The sequence below is a fragment of the Saccharibacillus sacchari genome (genome assembly GCF_037722395.1).
Classification (GTDB): Bacteria; Bacillota; Bacilli; order Paenibacillales; family Paenibacillaceae; genus Saccharibacillus; species Saccharibacillus sacchari_A.
On record NZ_JBBKAR010000016.1, the window covers coordinates 1 to 17,005 of the forward strand.

Annotated in this window: 18 protein-coding genes, 1 rRNA gene and 1 other annotated feature; all 19 genes read right to left on the reverse strand. The window is 51.4% G+C overall.

Annotation, left to right across the window (positions count from 1 at the left end):
- Window positions 1-62 (reverse strand): 16S ribosomal RNA (locus WKI47_RS04255); the annotation flags it as partial.
- A gap of 607 nt (window positions 63-669) precedes the next feature.
- The gene (pheA, locus tag WKI47_RS04260; protein WP_340225929.1) at window positions 670-1,554 is read right to left on the reverse strand and encodes a prephenate dehydratase; all 885 of its coding nucleotides are present in this window, start codon (window positions 1,552-1,554) and stop codon (window positions 670-672) included.
- Window positions 1,551-2,525: a homoserine kinase gene (thrB, locus tag WKI47_RS04265; protein WP_425355428.1), complete on the reverse strand. Its 975-nt coding sequence runs from the start codon at window positions 2,523-2,525 to the stop codon at window positions 1,551-1,553. Before thrB ends, pheA begins: the two co-directional genes overlap by 4 nt.
- Window positions 2,526-2,546: 21 nt before the next feature.
- Entirely contained in the window at window positions 2,547-3,839 is a 1,293-nt protein-coding gene (locus tag WKI47_RS04270) for a homoserine dehydrogenase (RefSeq protein ID WP_340225930.1), read from the reverse strand.
- 102 nt (window positions 3,840-3,941) lie between these two features.
- Entirely contained in the window at window positions 3,942-4,379 is a 438-nt protein-coding gene (locus WKI47_RS04275; protein WP_172245000.1) for an ACT domain-containing protein, read from the reverse strand.
- A gap of 462 nt (window positions 4,380-4,841) precedes the next feature.
- Window positions 4,842-6,152, reverse strand: coding sequence for a GTPase ObgE (gene obgE / locus WKI47_RS04280; RefSeq protein ID WP_340225931.1), 1,311 nt, complete (start codon window positions 6,150-6,152; stop codon window positions 4,842-4,844).
- 70 nt (window positions 6,153-6,222) lie between these two features.
- A complete protein-coding gene (locus WKI47_RS04285; protein ID WP_340225932.1) occupies window positions 6,223-6,777 on the reverse strand; it encodes a Spo0B domain-containing protein in 555 nt (184 codons plus the stop codon).
- Window positions 6,778-7,117: 340 nt separating this feature from the next.
- Window positions 7,118-7,429 carry a 50S ribosomal protein L27 gene (gene rpmA, locus WKI47_RS04290; protein ID WP_018977229.1) on the reverse strand — a complete coding sequence of 104 codons (312 nt, stop codon included), beginning with the start codon at window positions 7,427-7,429 and terminating at the stop codon, window positions 7,118-7,120.
- A 22-nt stretch (window positions 7,430-7,451) separates the two neighbouring features.
- Window positions 7,452-7,784, reverse strand: coding sequence for a ribosomal-processing cysteine protease Prp (locus WKI47_RS04295; RefSeq protein WP_340225933.1), 333 nt, complete (start codon window positions 7,782-7,784; stop codon window positions 7,452-7,454).
- A gap of 14 nt (window positions 7,785-7,798) precedes the next feature.
- Window positions 7,799-8,110 (reverse strand): 50S ribosomal protein L21, encoded by a 312-nt coding sequence (gene rplU, locus WKI47_RS04300; RefSeq protein WP_340225934.1) that lies wholly within the window; start codon window positions 8,108-8,110, stop codon window positions 7,799-7,801.
- Window positions 8,111-8,123: 13 nt separating this feature from the next.
- Window positions 8,124-8,207 (reverse strand) — a sequence feature (ribosomal protein L21 leader region).
- Between the two features lie 69 nt (window positions 8,208-8,276).
- Window positions 8,277-9,515 carry an Rne/Rng family ribonuclease gene (locus tag WKI47_RS04305; protein ID WP_340225935.1) on the reverse strand — a complete coding sequence of 413 codons (1,239 nt, stop codon included), beginning with the start codon at window positions 9,513-9,515 and terminating at the stop codon, window positions 8,277-8,279.
- Between the two features lie 164 nt (window positions 9,516-9,679).
- Window positions 9,680-10,480 carry a septum site-determining protein MinD gene (minD, locus tag WKI47_RS04310; protein ID WP_340225936.1) on the reverse strand — a complete coding sequence of 267 codons (801 nt, stop codon included), beginning with the start codon at window positions 10,478-10,480 and terminating at the stop codon, window positions 9,680-9,682.
- 3 nt (window positions 10,481-10,483) lie between these two features.
- On the reverse strand, window positions 10,484-11,167 hold the full coding sequence (gene minC / locus WKI47_RS04315) for a septum site-determining protein MinC (RefSeq protein WP_340225937.1): 684 nt from the start codon (window positions 11,165-11,167) through the stop codon (window positions 10,484-10,486).
- A gap of 125 nt (window positions 11,168-11,292) precedes the next feature.
- Window positions 11,293-11,823, reverse strand: a complete 531-nt coding sequence (gene mreD, locus WKI47_RS04320) for a rod shape-determining protein MreD (RefSeq protein ID WP_340225938.1) — start codon at window positions 11,821-11,823, stop codon at window positions 11,293-11,295.
- Complete coding sequence (gene mreC, locus WKI47_RS04325) at window positions 11,820-12,704, reverse strand: rod shape-determining protein MreC (protein WP_340226202.1); 885 nt, start codon at window positions 12,702-12,704, stop codon at window positions 11,820-11,822. The genes mreD and mreC overlap by 4 nt, the downstream gene beginning before the upstream one ends.
- A 53-nt stretch (window positions 12,705-12,757) precedes the next feature.
- Entirely contained in the window at window positions 12,758-13,771 is a 1,014-nt protein-coding gene (locus WKI47_RS04330) for a rod shape-determining protein (protein ID WP_172244980.1), read from the reverse strand.
- 36 nt (window positions 13,772-13,807) lie between these two features.
- Window positions 13,808-14,497 (reverse strand): RadC family protein, encoded by a 690-nt coding sequence (radC, locus tag WKI47_RS04335; RefSeq protein ID WP_340225939.1) that lies wholly within the window; start codon window positions 14,495-14,497, stop codon window positions 13,808-13,810.
- Between the two features lie 322 nt (window positions 14,498-14,819).
- Window positions 14,820-15,416 carry a Maf family protein gene (locus tag WKI47_RS04340; protein WP_340225940.1) on the reverse strand — a complete coding sequence of 199 codons (597 nt, stop codon included), beginning with the start codon at window positions 15,414-15,416 and terminating at the stop codon, window positions 14,820-14,822.
- A gap of 204 nt (window positions 15,417-15,620) precedes the next feature.
- Entirely contained in the window at window positions 15,621-17,000 is a 1,380-nt protein-coding gene (murC, locus tag WKI47_RS04345; protein WP_340225941.1) for a UDP-N-acetylmuramate--L-alanine ligase, read from the reverse strand.
- Window positions 17,001-17,005: the final 5 nt, after the last annotated feature.

Sequence of the window (17,005 nt, forward strand, 5' to 3'; positions counted from 1 at the left end):
ACTTGCATGTATTAGGCATGCCGCCAGCGTTCGTCCTGAGCCAGGATCAAACTCTCCATTAAAGTTGCGAACACTTTCGCAACCGCGGCTTCAATGCCTGACCCACCTTGTGATTGCTGAAGTAGCAAGCTACTTTAACATTCACAATCTGGGCAAGAGTATTGAACGAAGCGATCACTTCGGTCTTCGCTTTAAAAGAAAGCACCATGTGCTCGTTTAAAACGTGGCGATTCTTGATTGCTCAAGAACCTTTATTCTCACGATGATCTTCATCATCGCGACTCACTTACTGTTCAGTTTTCAAGGAGCAAACTGTGTTTCTCGTTTCTGCCGCTCAATGTTTCGCTCGCAGCAGCAACTCTTATATATTAGCATGTTATTTTTCGTTTTGCAAGTCTTTTTTTGAAATTCTTTTTTAGCTTACTTTATGTAATACTAAACCCGAATTTCTAAAACCTACATCCGAAAAACAAACATCCAATCTCGCAATCGCTCGACTGGACTTTTAGTTTAACATGCTGCCGATTACATTTCAAGCCCTAATCCAATTTTCTTTACGCAATGCAACATTTCTTCACTCTATCAGCTTTGGAATTAAAAAAAGGAGCACTATGCGCCCCTTCTCATCAAATATCATCAACGTACCAAACTTCCAAATTCCAGCAAGCTTTATACTCTGGACTTCTCACTCTCATATTCAAAACAAGGATAAGAACCAAGCACTCTCACCTGACAACCAAGCGCTGCGATTTCTTCGACGGCCGCTTTTAAAAGAACAGAATCTCCGGCTTCAAGCACATCGATATAGAAGTAATAGTTGCCCAGCTTCTTTTTTGTTGGACGCGATTCGATCCGAGACAGGTTCAATCTTCTCCAGGCAAAAGCAGACAGTACCTGATGCAGCGCACCCGCATAATCTTCCGGCAAAATGACTTGCATACTCGTTTTCTCATGCTCGCTAGGTTTGCCCAGGTTAATTTGCTCCGGGCCAATCAATACAAAGCGAGTGTAGTTGTTGTCGTGATCCGTCACCCGCTCGGCAAGTATATCCAGACCGTAACGTTCCGCACCGAGCCGAGTTGAAAAAGCCGCCCAACCGTTTCCCGGATGCGCCGCTGCTTGAGCCGCGCCTTCCGCCGTGCTGCTTGCGTTTTCAAGCTCCGCATTAGGCAGATGTTCGCTAATAAAGGTTCGACACTGCGCGATCGCAACAGGGTGGGATAACACTTTGAGCACTTTTGAAAAATCGAGACTCCCGTCTTCTCCGGTGAATTCCTCTCGGCGGCCGACAAGATTTTGAATAGATGGATACACCCATTCGGCGCGCATCGGAATATCGACTTCATTGACCAGCCAATCCATATGCAGACTGACCGAGCCCTCGATCGTGTTTTCGACCGGAATAACCGCATAATCGGCTTTTCCCTGAACCACAGCCATAAAAACGTCGGAAATCAACTTATAATGAATCAGTTCAACCGGCTCGTCTCCCAACAGATAATCGACGGCTTCATGGGATACGGAACCGGCCGGAAGCAACGCAATACGTTTCATGACGAAATTTCTCCTTTAATCGATTCCAGAAAAAGATCCGGATGAATCCCTATTTCGCAAACAGCTCCATCCAAGTCGGGCTCCAACCAGAGTGTACGAGCCTGGATTCCGTTTTCCGACATGACACTCTGCATAAAATCTTCAAGTTGACGGTATTCAGATGACGTACGGTCAACAAGGGCGAGCAAGGTCGGTCCGGCTCCACTGAGCGCAGCACCAAGCGCTCCGTATTGAGTCGCTTGTTCCAAAATCTTTTCCATGCCCGGAACAAGTGCGGCACGGTAAGGCTGATGCAATCGGTCCTTCATCGCAGAAGACAACAGGTCTAATCGACCTGACGCCAAGGCAGCAGTCAGCAATGAAGAACGACTGATATTATAAACGGCATCCTGAATAGTGAGCTGCTCCGGCAAAACTGCACGCGCTGCCGATGTCGCCAACTCAAACTCGGGGATCAGGGCCAGCACTTTCAGGTTTTGAGGAGGATCGATTCGAACATAGTCCGCATGCTCCCCGTCCCATGCAGCTGCGATGATACCGCCGAATAACGATGCGCCAACGTTGTCCGGATGACGTTCTAACCCTGTCGCCAAATCGAACAGTCGATCTTTAGACAACGGCGAACCAATCAGCGCGTTTGCAGCAGCCATCCCGGCGATAATCGCCGATGCGCTGCTGCCGAGTCCCCGCGTCAACGGAATATCCGAACGCATCCCGATCTCCAGGTCCGGAACGTCGACGCCGGCTTCTTTGAATACGAGTTGAGCCACTTTGTAGATCAAATTACTTTTATCCGCTGGGATTCCTTCAAAGCCATCACCCGAAAAGTGTACAACCGTACGTTCAGACTTGCGCATCTCTACCCAAATATACAGGGAAAGCGACATGCCGAGCGTATCGAATCCCGGTCCAAGATTGGCCGTGCTGGCCGGGACTCTGACGCGTACCGATCCAGCGTTTTCGTTCATCATGATGTCCTGCTCCTTCCGACTTCAGCCTTCTACCCGATACACACTCATGATCCGACGAACGACTTCCAACTCGTCAAACCGTTTCAGAACTTTATCGATACTTTCTTTGCTTGCTTTATGTGTGACAATCACAATCTCCGCATTCGGGTTCAGTTCATTCGGTTGTTGAACCACAGAGGCCAGACTGACTTCATATTCGGTAAAAATTTGTGTAATGCGCGCCAACACGCCCGCTTTATCGTCCACATGCAGCAAAATGAAGTTTTTGAATTCGATTTCTGCATCGGTTTTGAGCTTTTTGGGTTTGTGTGGCGCGATCTGCTTGAGTCCGTTCACGCCGAGACGCAGGTTTTTGATTACCGATACCAGATCCGCTACGACCGATGTCGCAGTAGGCATCTCGCCCGCGCCCGCTCCGTAGAACATCGTTTCGCCCACTGCTTCACCGTAGACGTAGACCGCGTTGAACACACCGTTTACCGAAGCGATCGGATGCGAAGCTTTGACCATCGTCGGCTGGACGCTGATCGAGATGGCATCGTCATCGCGATCCGCGATTCCAAGCAGCTTGATCTCGTACCCCAAGTTTCTCGCATACGCGATATCCGATTGGCTGACGCCAGAGATTCCTTTTACCTGCACATCGGCAAGCTCGACATTGGTTCGGAAACCGAGCGTACCCAGAATCGTCATCTTGCGCGCGGCGTCCAGTCCTTCTACGTCGGAAGTCGGATCGGATTCTGCGTAACCGAGCTGCTGGGCTTCTTTGAGTACGTCCTCGTAGGACACGCCTTCTTTGCTCATTTTGGTCAGCATATAGTTGGTCGTACCGTTCACGATCCCCATAATCTTCGTAATGCGGTCCGACGAGAATCCTTCGATTAAGGTGCGAATAATCGGAATGCCTCCGGCTACGCTGGCTTCGTAAAAGACGTCGCATTTCATTTGTTGGGCTTTGGCCAAAATCTCCGTGCCGTAGAGCGCCATCAGGTCTTTGTTCGCCGTAACGATATGTTTGCCCTGTGACAGAGCTTCAAGAATATAAGTACGGGTCTGCTCGACGCCGCCCATCACTTCCACGATCACGTCGATCTCGGGATCATGAATGACTTCCCACGGATCATCGGTCAATTTGGAGGGATCGATCGGAATATTGCGCGACTTTTCCCGATCTTTGACCGAAATCTTTTCGATCACGATCGGCGAGCCCACCTGACTGCTCAGATCCTCCTGGTGCATATCCACGATCCGCACGACACCCGTTCCTACCGTACCCAGACCGAGCAATCCAACTTTTACCGGCTTGTTACTCACGTACAATTTCCTCCCCGTCCCTATGCAGTCCTTGCTATAGCAATGATATTGCCGCACACGCTGCTCGTTCCGATTTCAAAAATGTGTTCCGTTTACGTCGACTTATCCTTGCCCGATCACAACGACCCGGCTGACGCCTACGACCGATTCCAACGACGCGGTTAGGCGCCCCAGCTCCTCGTGCAGTCTCGACGTTTCTACCGATAATACCACATTCGCCGTACCTTGCAGCGGAATGCTCTGATTGATGGTCAACACGTTCCCGCCGCTTTCGGCAATCAACCCGAGGACCTTAAACAAAATCCCCGCCCGGTGTTCAAGCAACAACGACAACGTCACCAATCTTTCCCGATCCAACTGATTGACCTGATGAATCCCGTCTTTGTACTTGTAAAAAGCACTCCGACTGATCCCCGCAATCGCGACAGCTTCATTAACCGTCTTCGCCTGCCCTCCAGCCAACAGCTCTTTCACATGCAACGTCTTCAAGATTGCTTCCGGTAAAATATCTTCTCTAGCCAGATAATAACGCTCTTTCATATAACGTCCTCTCCTTAAAGACCACTGTTTTCATATAGCGGACATTATAACCAATAAACCGACCTAGCGTCAACCCTTTACCGCAAAAAAGTTACATGCCGCGTTAATCTTATCTCAAATTGCTCCTCCATTTCCCCACAAAAAAAAGCGAAGCGCCCCTGATAGACGCCCCGCTTATCCAAAATATATGAACTGCCCTTCGATCGCATAGCCCGTCAACAACGGGCGCCTGCGATCCTCTTTTGCTTTTGATCTTAAGCCTTTGATCTTACGCCTTTGACTTTAAGCTTTTGATCTTAAGTCCTACCCCAACCCGAGCCTAAAAGCGGCGAGGGTATTCCCTCTACCCCCAGCGAGCGGTTTGCGATTGGAGCGACTTTTGGCTTTCCTTCTACTCGCGGCCCGTAAAAAGGGCCCGAGAGGAAAACAAGCCCGAGCGACAAGCGCAAACCGCTCGCCCGCTCAATAGTAACTACTACCCTCAACAAACTCAAATTCAAAGTCCGCAATGCGCACAATCGTGCCGTCCTTCGCCCCGCGTTTACGCAACTCTTCGTCGACGCCCATATGGCGCAGCGTACGCGCCAATTTAAGAATCGCATCATGCGTAGTCAACTGCATCCGTTTCATCATACGTTCGATTTGAACGCTTTCCACGACGAACATCTCGTTCTCGCGGCGAATCGTGAAGCCTTCTTCTTTGGCTTCTTCGACACGATAAACTTTACGCTCAACCTGCTCGGCAGCTTCTTCGATTGCCGGAATGTCCGCGATCGAATCTAACACATCAACCGCCCGATACATCAGTTCTTTCACGCCCTGACGGGTCAGCGAAGAAATCGCCATGATCTCGATATCCGGATTGATTTCCGCTACTTTTTCTTTGAAGATACGCAGGTTTTCTTCCGAATCGGGCATATCCATTTTGTTGGCTGCGACAATCTGCGGACGCTTTTCCAGCTCCGCGTTGTACAGCTTGATCTCTTCGTTGATTTTTACCCAGTCGTCGAACGGGTCGCGTCCTTCGGAGCCGGACATATCCACGACGTGGATAATGACCCGAGTCCGCTCGACGTGACGCAGGAACTCATGGCCAAGACCGATGCCTTCATGCGCGCCTTCGATCAATCCGGGTAAATCTGCCATAACGAAGCTGCGGCCGTCGTCGATCCCGACTACGCCGAGGTTCGGCGTAATCGTCGTAAAGTGGTAAGCGCCGATCTTCGGCGTCGCCGCGGATACGACCGACAACAGCGTCGATTTGCCCACGCTCGGGAAACCGACCAAGCCGACATCCGCCATAACTTTAAGCTCAAGCACGATATAACGCTCTTTGCCTTCTTCGCCGTGTTCCGCAAGTTCCGGAGCCGTATTGGTTTGCGTAGCCATCCGGACATTGCCGCGTCCTCCGCGTCCTCCGCGAGCCACGACGATCTCCTGACCGTTACGGGTCATATCCGCCAGCACTTCCTGAGTATCGTCATCGATCACCAGCGTACCGGGAGGAATACGAACCACCATGTTTTCGGCGTTCGCTCCATACTGGTTTTTGTTGCGTCCTTTTTCTCCGCGTTGAGCTTTGAAATGGCGCTGATACCGGAAATCCATCAACGTACGCAAACCTTCGTCCACGCGGAAAATGATGTCGCCGCCTCGACCGCCGTCGCCGCCGGCAGGACCGCCGTTCGGCACATACTTCTCGCGTCGGAACGCAACCATACCGTCTCCACCGTCGCCGGCTTTTACATAAATCTTCGCTTTATCTACAAACATGGTTTCACCTCTTCTAGATGGTGTACGCATCCCATGCACAAAAGCTTAATGGCTGCGTACGCGTTTCAAATTAAACAGGAAGCTTCCAACGAATCAACGTTCCGTGATCCGAAGCTTCCGCTGATAAGGCACAGGATTCCAGAGCTTCTTCAACCGCGTGATGTAAAACAGATGCCGCCTGCGGATCATTTTCCGGTTCGATGAACAAAGTCGCTTCCCCGCCCTCTTCGCCGAACACGATACGCAGCGCAGGTTCCGCAGCTTGCGCCGCAAGTCCCGAATAGCGATAAGCCGCCATTCCTGCTCTCACCGCACGAATAAGCCCTTCTTCCTCTTCCGGTGTCAGGCTCCCTACATACCGAAGCTCCTGGTCTGCCTGGATGTGCAGCGCAACTTCCCGATTTTCTCCTTTGATCGTCATCAGGTAAAAAACAAGTTCAGGAAGTCCAAACTTCGCAATGCGGCCTTCTTTGTGCATTTCTTCGCTCACTCTGCTTACGATCTCTTCGACCCGCTCTGGCTTGCCCATTCTTGCGTATCCGAAGATCAGTTGAAGATCATTCATCCAATCATGCCGTTGGTGACTGAGGACGTTGAGGAAGAACTTTTGCATAGATTGTCTCAATTCCTGAAGCTCCCGATCCTTGCGACGTTTCTCCCGTTCAGACAAAAGAAAGAACACGGCAGCAAGCCATGCTCCCAGCAGGATAAACGTGATCACTCTTGGGAAAATCCAGGCCAGAACCAAGGGAACTGCGGTAGATAGCGGCAGTATTAAGGATAAGTCCCTCCACCTTCTCATCGGCTCTCTCCGTTTCTGATACGTAGTTAGTCTGAGTATACCCAGAATTCGGCAAAAATCCAAGCCAGCACAAGCCAAGAACATCCAATTGCCGAGCAAAACCTTTCAACAAAAAAAGACCTTCGGTACGAATACCGAAGGCTTCTTGATTACCCGTTAGGTCTTAGGCCTCTACGGAAGCTGCTACGTCAGCAACTTGTACCGGGTAGACGCTGACTTTTTTGCGGTCACGGCCGAGACGTTCGAATTTCACAACGCCATCGATCAGAGCAAACAAAGTGTCGTCTTTGCCAATACCTACGTTCGTTCCCGGGTGAATCTTCGTTCCGCGCTGACGGAAGATGATTCCGCCGCCGCGTACGGCTTGACCGTCCGCACGTTTAGCGCCGAGGCGCTTCGAGTGGCTGTCACGTCCGTTTTTCGTCGAACCTACACCCTTTTTGGAAGCGAATAACTGGAGATCCAATTTCAACATAGTGGTCTACCTCCTTCTTTGCTTATTTTTTTGCCTCGTCGAGGCGAATATATTCACGGTAAGAAGTCTCGATCGTTTTCAGCATGACCACCATCGATTCAAGAATCACCTGAGCTTTGGTCTTCAGTTCGTCCGATTCCATCGGCGGAAGAGTTCCGCTGAGAAAACCGTTCTTCATCCGGGTTTTCATTTCCGTTCCCGCGAGCACTTCGACTGAGTTCACCGTACCGACCGTAATGGCCGAGATGGCGGAACAGACGATATCCTCGCCGCGATCGGCGTAACCCGCATGACCCTCGACTTTGAAGCCCGTGATCTTGCCGTCCGGCGATCTTAAAATCTGGACGATAACCAAGTTATCACCTTCAGTTATGCTTGAATTTTGCCGATCGTTACTTTAGTGTACGGTTGGCGATGGCCTTGTTTCTTGTGATAGTTCTTTTTAGGCTTGTATTTGTATACAACAACCTTTTGGCCTTTACCGTGTTTTTCAACAGTCGCCGTTACGGTTGCTCCGGATACCAATGGAGCTCCGATTGTCAGTCCGTTTTCTTGGGAAACGGCCAGGACACGGTCAAACGTTACGCTTTCGCCGTCTGCGGCTTCCAGCTTCTCGATGAACAGAACGTCGCCCTCTTGGACTTTGTACTGTTTACCACCTGTTTCGATAATTGCGTACATCTTCTTGCACCTCCTCATGTCTCAGACTCGCCTGGTTCGGGTGGATCTTCTGCAAGCAGCGATCGCTTAGACCCGGCCTGTGCGGTTACAGCATGTTGTGCAAAGTGAAGTACACCGGCACACATACCAACGTATCTTAGCATGGCTTGCATGAAAAGTCAACAGGTCAGCGAATCATAATTTGTCCCGTTCCGCCGCATACGGTACACGTTTCGTAAAAAAGCACCGCGCCGCTTTCTCGTACCTTTTTACGGGTCATTTCCAACAGTCCAAGCTTGGTCCAGCCCACGATATGCGACTGGGTACGGTCTTTGGCGAGCCTTTCCTCAAGACGGTTCCATACACGGGTTTGATTCTGTTCTTCCTGCATATCGATAAAGTCCACGATCACGATACCGCCAACATCACGAAGCCGCAGCAATCTTGCAATTTCCTCGGCGGCCTCAAGATTGGTCTCGGTCACTGTGGTTTCCAGACTATCGTCCGCTCCTGTAAATTTCCCTGTATTGACATCTACAACAGTCAACGCCTCGGTCTGATCCCAGATCAGCGTTCCGCCTCCGGGCAACCTAATCTTGCGGCCGAAGTCCCGATGAAGCTGATGTTCAACCGGATAAGCCTCAAACAAAGAAGTTGACTCACGGTGCAAAAGAACCCGGGTCTCGGCCCCTGGCAGTATTTGCTCCAAATAAGCATGAATTCGTTCTTGCTGCGCAGCGTTGTCTACAATCAATTCATCGGAGCCAGGATCAAATACATCCCGAATCATACGCTGTGCCAGATCCAGGTCACGATACAATTCGCTCGGCGCCTCCGCTCCTTTGGAAGCCGAGTAAATTTTGTCCCATTGGCTACGAAGCTGAAGCAGATCTTCAAGCAATGTCTCGTCCGGTTCACCGCCGGCCACCGTGCGCAAAATCATTCCCTCGCCAGGACGCCGCATATGCTCTCCCAAGGATTTGAGTCTCGCACGCTCGGACTCCGGCTCTATTTTTTTGGACACGGCTACATAATCGGCTTCGGGCATGTAGACGATATGACGCCCAGGCAGCGAGTAATGGGTCGTCACTCGTGCTCCTTTTCCGCCTAGTGGCTCCTTGGTGATCTGCACCAGCAACTGTTGACCTTTACGCGCAATTTGTTCGATAGAAGGCTTTGACTTGGGCTGCCTGTCCAAATGGGCGGGCAGCATATCGTCGATATATAAAAAGGCATTCTTTTTCAGTCCGATATCTACAAAAGCAGCCTGCATGCCCGGTAGCACGTTCACAATCCGTCCTTTGTAAAAGCTTCCGGCTGTCCCATGCTCCTGAACGCGTTCGGCGGCAAACTCGATTAGACGTCCGTTTTCCAGCAGCGCCGCCTGTGTCCATTCCGTTTCGTTATGCACAACCAATTGTTTCATGCGTCACCTCTAGCCCTGCATTTTGTTGGCTTTCTACGCTTTCGGATGCGCAGGTTGCCTCTATTCCACTAGACGCGATAAGGCTTAAAAAAGTTTCGCCGGCTTGTACGACTACATCAAAAAGCCCCTTTCACGAAAAGTGAAGGGGACTTGATAGGATGACGTTACGACTTACCGCCGCCAAAAAGTCTGCGAAACAGATTGAAACGGCCTTTTTTCTCATCCAATTGCATCAATGGAACCGTATCTCCTTGAATCCGACGCGAAATATTACGGTACGCGATCGAAGCTTTGGAATCCGGGTTCATGACGGTCGGCTCGCCGGTATTGGCTGCCTTGATCACCATCTCGTCGTCCGGCACGATGCCAAGCAGATCGATATTGAGCACCTGAAGCACTTCATCCACATCCAACATCTCGCCGGCTTTGACCATGTTCGGACGAATCCGGTTGACGACCAGTTTAGGCGATCCGATATGCGAACTTTCCAGCAATCCGATGACCCGGTCGGCATCGCGCACAGCCGCATTCTCCGGCGTCGTGACGACAATCGCCTGATCGGCACCCGCAATCGCGTTTTTGAAGCCTTGTTCGATGCCCGCCGGGCAATCGATCAGCACATATTGGAATTCGGCTTTCAATTCAATAATGATATCGCGGATTTGCTCCGGCGATACCGCGTTTTTATCTTTGGTTTGCGCAGCCGGAAGCATGTACAACTCTTCGAAGCGTTTGTCTTTTACCAGCGCCTGATGCAAGCGGCAACGCCCGTCGGCCACGTCGCAAATATCGTAAATGATCCGGTTTTCCAGTCCCATCACGACATCCAGGTTACGAAGGCCGATATCCGTATCGACCAGACATACCTTTTTGCCGAGCAGCGCCAGCGCCGTTCCGATATTGGCTGTGGTCGTCGTTTTGCCGACGCCGCCTTTTCCCGAAGTGACGACTATAGCCTCTCCCATCTTCTACACTCCTTTGAACACATTCAGATCCCGGCGCAGCCGGGCGATATTCGCCATCTTGTCGATCTGCATCTGCCCGTCCTTCAGATAGGCGAACTCCATCTGCGTCTCATGCGGATGGGCGCTGCTCTCTTCGGCACTGTCAGGCGGACGACTGATGACTTCAGCAATTCGCAGCTGCGTCGGTGCCAGATACGAAGCTCCAATGATCGCATGCTCGCTACCTTCAGAGCCGGCATGAGCCATTCCGCGCAGCGCTCCGAGGATATAGATATCTCCGGTACACACAATCGAACCTCCTGGATTAACATCACCCAAAAACAGCAGGTTTCCATCATGTTGGAGCACCTGCCCGGAACGGACCATGCCGCTTATTGTCGTGATCGGTATGCGCAGTACCGCATTCTCCCGAAGTTCAGCCGATTTGGAGCCTTCGATCGAACGCACAAGTAAATTACGCTTGCTTCGCAGTATATCCAAAATTTGCAGCTTCTGCTCGTCCGACAGGTCCCGATCCCCGAACCGCACATCAATCGAAACGAGCGGACCGCTAAGAAACGTCTCGCTATTGTCCAACATTTCCCGCAATCCGGTCAGCAATTCATCGAATTCACATCGTTCATCTAACCGGAACACGAGACCATCTTTGATTCCTTTGATTGTAATGAGATTGCGCTTGATGGACATCTCCCCCGCTCCCCTTCGACTTGAATGTTTCGAGACGAAGGTTCCTTTCTCCTGCACGAATTGCATAAAAGTTACCGCGAATCCGTTACTTTGAGCGAATCGCCCGCTTTTCAAAGCGACGGATCTTACTCTTTCTCATCCTTTTTCGGACGAAGCGGCATCTTGTCGAATTGCCGACGAATCGGCACGTAGATGATCAACGCAAATACGAGTCGGAACAACAAGTCAGGAATGATGTACTGGATCAATGCCCAGTCGTACGTTTGCTCATTAAAATTAAATACCGTGTAAATGCCAAACAACATGCTGTCCAAAATGAAACTTCCGAGCATGACGACCGTAAGCATGACGGGTAACGGTGCTTTGGGAAGTTGAAAAATCAATCCCAGCACGTAGGCGGTAAACCCCATCGTAAAGGAATACGGACCCAGCATCGCACCGTAATATACGACGTCGTGCAGCATGCCGAACACGGCGCCGAGCACCATCCCCGCATAGCGGTGGCGGTATACGGATACGAACAAAACGCAGACGAATACCAGGTTCGGCATAAGATGCGGCATCCAGGCGTCCGGCAGGAACCAGGGAAGAACGCTGCCTTCGATCAGGAAAATCACGAAAAGCAGCAAGACGAGGAACTGTTTGCGCCACGTCATGGCGTATCGTCTCCCGCGTTAGGATCTACACCCGGAATCACGACGAAGAGATCTTTCCATTCGACGAAGCTCGCGGTAGGCTTAATCAACGCGGTTTCCGTCAGACCGAATTCGCTCGGAGTGACCTGCATGACTTCACCCAATACGATTCCTGCAGGGAATACGCCGCCGCTTCCCGAAGTGACAACCACGTCGTAAGGTTCAAGTTTGGGTTTGTTCGGATCGATTCCCGTCATCAAAAGCCGCTTTTTGTTTTTGTCGTAACTTTCAACGATTCCGAAACTTCCTTCTTTGCCGGTTACCGTAGCCGAAATCGCATATCCGTCCGGCGAGGTCAGACTTAAAGAAGTAATCAATTGAATAGTGGAAGTATAATCAGTAGCGGTGCTGATGACGCCGACCATGCCGTCGATGCTCGTTACGGCTTGTCCGACTTCCACGCCGTCTTTGGAACCTACGTCAATATTGACGGTCGGATTGTTCACATCTTCGTTGACCGAAATGACATGCGCGAAACGGTAATACTTATTCGAGTTTCTTTTTTGCAGGTCCGTAAAGTTCAAATCTTGTTGCAACTGCTTATTCTTCGTGGTCAGTTCCCTGTAGTCGATCAGTTGCCGTTTAAGCTCGGCAACTTCCATCCGGTAACTTTCGTTTTCCTTATACACGCTATCCAATTCCGAAATATCTTCAAAAAATCCCGACACTGCAGTCGCAGGCTTATTGACTACGCGCTGCGTAAATGCGACCGTATCCTTAACGAATTTCTCCGGCCAGGTCAACCCGATCCGGTCGCCGAGCGTTACGCCCATCAAGGCAACGAAAAGAACGATCACAATCAGCAGGATGAATAGTTTTCGATTCCCTAGCAGTCTAAACAGTTACAACACCCTCTAACATTGCTGAATTGTTCATAAGTACGGACACCCTTCGTTTAGCCGCGTTTCGAACGGGACTTGAACAGGTGGATATTGTCGAGCGCGCGTCCTGTGCCGATTGCGACGCAGTCCAATGGGTTTTCGGCTACGATCACAGGCATTCCCGTTTCACCTGCAAGTAGCTTGTCCAGGTTACGCAGCAACGCGCCGCCGCCTGTCAGTACAATGCCACGGTCCATGATGTCGGCTGCCAGTTCCGGCGGGCATTTTTCCAGCGTGACTTTCACGGCTTCAACGATGGAGCTTACCGTATCGGCCAAAGCTTCTGTAATTTCATGCGAAGTGATCGAGATCGTCTTAGGCAAGCCGCTTACCAGGTCGCGGCCGCGAATTTCGATCGTTTCCGGCGTTTCCAGTTGGATCGCCGATCCGATCTCCATCTTCAGCATCTCGGACGTACGCTCGCCGATCATGAGGTTATATTGGCGTTTTACATATTGAATGATGGACTCGTCCATCTCGTCGCCTGCTACACGCACCGAACGTGCCGTAACGATCCCGCCAAGCGAGATGACTGCGACTTCGGTTGTACCGCCGCCGATATCCACAACCATGCTGCCTGTTGGTTCCCATACCGGAAGGTCTGCGCCGATTGCGGCTGCAAAAGGTTCTTCAATCGTGTACGCTTCGCGTGCACCGGCTTGTTTGGTTGCATCTTCGACCGCACGCTGTTCAACCGCAGTGATTCCCGATGGCACGCACACCATGACGTTCGGATGGCGTTGGAAGAACGAGCGTTTTTTCTGTGCCTGATTGATGAAATATTTGATCATCGTTGCCGTCGTATCGAAGTCTGCGATAACGCCGTCCTTCATTGGACGAATAGCGCGGATGTTCCCCGGCGTACGGCCGATCATTTTTTTCGCGTCTTCACCTACGGCTTCGATCGTTTTCGTGTCGGTACGAAGCGCGACAACGGACGGTTCTCTTACTACGATACCTTTTCCTCGTACGTATACCAGTGTGTTTGCTGTTCCCAAATCGATACCCAGATCTTTATTGCCCATCATTTTCAATTAACTCCTTTTCTCATTCGAGTTCAATTTTCACATAAATCCCTGCTCTTTAAGGCTGACAAAGCGACCATCGCCTACGACAATATGGTCAAGCACGTCGATTCCTACAATTTGCCCGGATTCCACCAAACGCTTGGTAATCGCAATATCTTCCGGACTTGGAGCCGGATCGCCGCTTGGATGATTGTGGGCACAGACGATAGACGCGCTGCTATATTTGATCGCGGCGCGAAAAACTTCACGCGGATGGACGATCGAAGCATTAAGACTCCCAATCGACAACGTTTCCTGCGCAATGACAACATTTTTTGTATTTAAAAAAAGGCAAACGAAATGTTCTTTTTGAAGGTATCTAAGCTGTTCGGTCAACAGTTCCGCCGCATCGCGCGGACTGCGAATCACGACCGATTCACTCAGACGCGAGGCCACCATACGCCGCCCCAATTCGATTGCCGCCCTGAGTTGAACGGCCTTTGCCGGGCCCACGCCCTTGATTTCTACCAGTTCTTCGACTCCCGATTCTGCAAGGCCGCGAAGGCCTCCCGACTGCGCCAGTATACGTTGAGCGATCATAATCGCCGATTCGCTGCGCGTTCCGGTTCGGAGCAGGATCGCCAGCAGTTCCGCATGGCTAAGTGCCTCTCCTCCGTATTGCAGCATGCGTTCTCTAGGTCGTTCTTCACGAGGAAGATCACGAAGCATAATATTCAACAATTCCATTTTTGCAGTCGTCCCTTCGAAATGGAACGCCGCTTCCGTGTTCAACTTGTGTATTCGATCATGGCAGGATCGGGACATGCGCTTGTTCAACCCAAAAACGGCAGCACCGATTTGCCCCTTTTAAACAATACCAGCTAAAAGCGGCTTGTCAACCTGAAGCCTGCGCGCCGCATCGTGCAGCCGCCGTCGCCCGTTCTCCCAGTACTCCTCTGATTAAGAATTGACAAGGTAGTAGGTCGACAGCTATGTAACCTTGCTATTATACCACGGCCTTCGCCCGCAATCGAGTCGGCCTATTTTCCACGTTGACCAAGGCGTTAAGCTAAGCCAGCGCATGAATGCCGAACTGCCCGAGCATACGGTACAAAGCGGCGATCGGCAGACCGACGATCGTATGATAGTCGCCCTCGATTCGCTCAACGAAGACCGCTCCCAGCCCCTGTACGGCATAAGAACCTGCCTTATCCATCGGTTCGCCTCCGGCAACGTAAGCTTCAATCTCCGATTCCGTAATGTTGCGCATCGTCACGCTGGCCTGACTGAAGTTAGACAATTCATGTTCACCAGACCCTTGAATGCAGGCTAATCCCGTATAGACCTGATGAGTATGTCCCGATAAGGCATTCAGCATTCGCTTGGCATCTGCCTCATCTGTTGGCTTACCCAGCACAATACCTTCCAATACCACAATGGTATCGCTGCCGATGATAACAGCGTCCTCGGGAACGCCTTCAGCAATAACGGCCCGAGCCTTACGCAATGCCAGTTCTTGCACGATGCGTTCCGGCGACCACTTTTCCGGCACACTCTCATCCGCATCGCTCACCTTGACTTCAAAAGGCAAATTCAAAAGCGACAGCAGCTCCCGTCTTCTGGGAGAGCCCGAAGCGAGGATCAGTGGCTTGTCTAGTTGATTCATCCCTATTGTTCCTCCTTCAAAATAGCACTTCATCATTATAATTGAACGATACCGCTGTCTCAAGCCCGTTCTCCTGTACAAAAAAAGCCGCTCCTTCGCGCTGCGGCGGGGAACGACTTGTAAACCCTATTTAAAGCGGCAACTCTTCTCGGCGTATCTGTTCGGAAGAATCGACCAAAGATCGAAGCTGCCGATTTCGCTAGATCAGAGATTGCGATTCTTCCAGTCCTCCGCGAGCTTATGCGAGACTTTCCAGATATCGCCCGCACCCATCGTAATGACTAGATCGCCATCTTGAATACGTCTGGATAGATTTTCCAGCACTTCTTCCTTGGTCGCCAGATATTGCGCGTTGGGATTACTGTTCTGCTTGATCAGTTCTGTCAGCGACGAGGAATGAACGCCTTCGATCGGCTGCTCCCCGGCCGGCGAATAAATATCAATGATGATCGCTTCATCGGCGTCCGAGAACGCCCGGCTGAACGCGTCCAGCAGGAAGAAAGTCCGCGTGTAGCGCTGCGGCTGGAAAACGGCAACGATGCGTTTACCCGTCGATTTCGCTGCACGCAACGTGGCTTCGATCTCGGTCGGATGGTGTGCGTAATCATCTACGACGAGCACGCCGGCGACATCGGCCAACACCTGGAAGCGACGCTTCGCGCCATGGAACTTCGACAGGCCGATCGCCGCTTCTTCGAACGGAATGCCGCTTTTCAAACAAGCAATCAGTGCGGCCGTTGCATTGTAGACGTTATATTTCCCCGGAACGAACAGGTTCACGCGTCCCAGTTCTTGGCCTTCCGTGCTTACCGTAAACGAGGCACGACGGTCTCCGAGTTCGATATCCGAAATGCGGTAATCCGCGTCTTCGCCCATTCCGTAAGTTACCAGTTTGCAGCTCAGTTTCGGCATCAATTCACGCAGGTTTTCGTCGTCGCCGCATACGATCGCAAGACCGTCCTCGCGGGTCTGATTCAGGAACTGCACATACGCTTCCTTGATCTTTTCGAAGCTGCCGTCGTAGTTTTCCAAATGGTCGGCTTCGATATTGGTCACGATGCTGATATAAGGATGATACTGTAAAAACGTACCGTCGCTCTCATCGGCTTCCGCTACGACAAAATCGCTTTTGCCCGCTTTGGCATTGGTGCCGAAACCGACGATCTCGCCGCCGATGATATACGTCGGATCGGTTCCGCATTCTTCCATCGCCAGTGCCGTCATAGACGAAGTGGTCGTCTTGCCGTGCGCTCCCGCTACCGCGATGCCTTGACGTTCGTTGAGCAGGCGCGCCAGCATTTGCGAGCGGTGAATAGTCGGAATGCCGAGACGCAACGCTTCGACGCGCTCCACGTTATCTTCGGGCAACGCCGTCGAATACACGACGGTATCGGCCCCCTCTACGTATTCGGCTTTGTGCCCGTAGTGGATCACCGCGCCTCCTTCAACCAATCTTTTGGTGAGGCTTTGTTCAGCCACGTCGGAACCTGTGATTTTGTAGCCCATTTCCAGCAGTACCCGGGCGATCGCGCTCATGCCGTAACCGCCGATGCCGATGAAATGGATGTGTTCTGTTTTTTTCATACTAC

Coding starts and splice junctions, on each gene's coding strand:
- pheA (WP_340225929.1), bottom strand. CDS start 1,554: ATGAAACGTATTGCGTTGCTTCCGGCCGGTTCCGTATCCCATGAAGCC.
- thrB (WP_425355428.1), bottom strand. CDS start 2,525: ATGATGAACGAAAACGCTGGATCGGTACGCGTCAGAGTCCCGGCCAGC.
- WKI47_RS04275 (WP_172245000.1), bottom strand. CDS start 4,379: ATGAAAGAGCGTTATTATCTGGCTAGAGAAGATATTTTACCGGAAGCA.
- obgE (WP_340225931.1), bottom strand. CDS start 6,152: ATGTTTGTAGATAAAGCGAAGATTTATGTAAAAGCCGGCGACGGTGGA.
- rpmA (WP_018977229.1), bottom strand. CDS start 7,429: ATGTTGAAATTGGATCTCCAGTTATTCGCTTCCAAAAAGGGTGTAGGT.
- rplU (WP_340225934.1), bottom strand. CDS start 8,110: ATGTACGCAATTATCGAAACAGGTGGTAAACAGTACAAAGTCCAAGAG.
- WKI47_RS04305 (WP_340225935.1), bottom strand. CDS start 9,515: ATGAAACAATTGGTTGTGCATAACGAAACGGAATGGACACAGGCGGCG.
- minD (WP_340225936.1), bottom strand. CDS start 10,480: ATGGGAGAGGCTATAGTCGTCACTTCGGGAAAAGGCGGCGTCGGCAAA.
- minC (WP_340225937.1), bottom strand. CDS start 11,167: ATGTCCATCAAGCGCAATCTCATTACAATCAAAGGAATCAAAGATGGT.
- mreD (WP_340225938.1), bottom strand. CDS start 11,823: ATGACGTGGCGCAAACAGTTCCTCGTCTTGCTGCTTTTCGTGATTTTC.
- WKI47_RS04330 (WP_172244980.1), bottom strand. CDS start 13,771: ATGATGGGCAATAAAGATCTGGGTATCGATTTGGGAACAGCAAACACA.
- radC (WP_340225939.1), bottom strand. CDS start 14,497: ATGGAATTGTTGAATATTATGCTTCGTGATCTTCCTCGTGAAGAACGA.
- WKI47_RS04340 (WP_340225940.1), bottom strand. CDS start 15,416: ATGAATCAACTAGACAAGCCACTGATCCTCGCTTCGGGCTCTCCCAGA.
- murC (WP_340225941.1), bottom strand. CDS start 17,000: ATGAAAAAAACAGAACACATCCATTTCATCGGCATCGGCGGTTACGGC.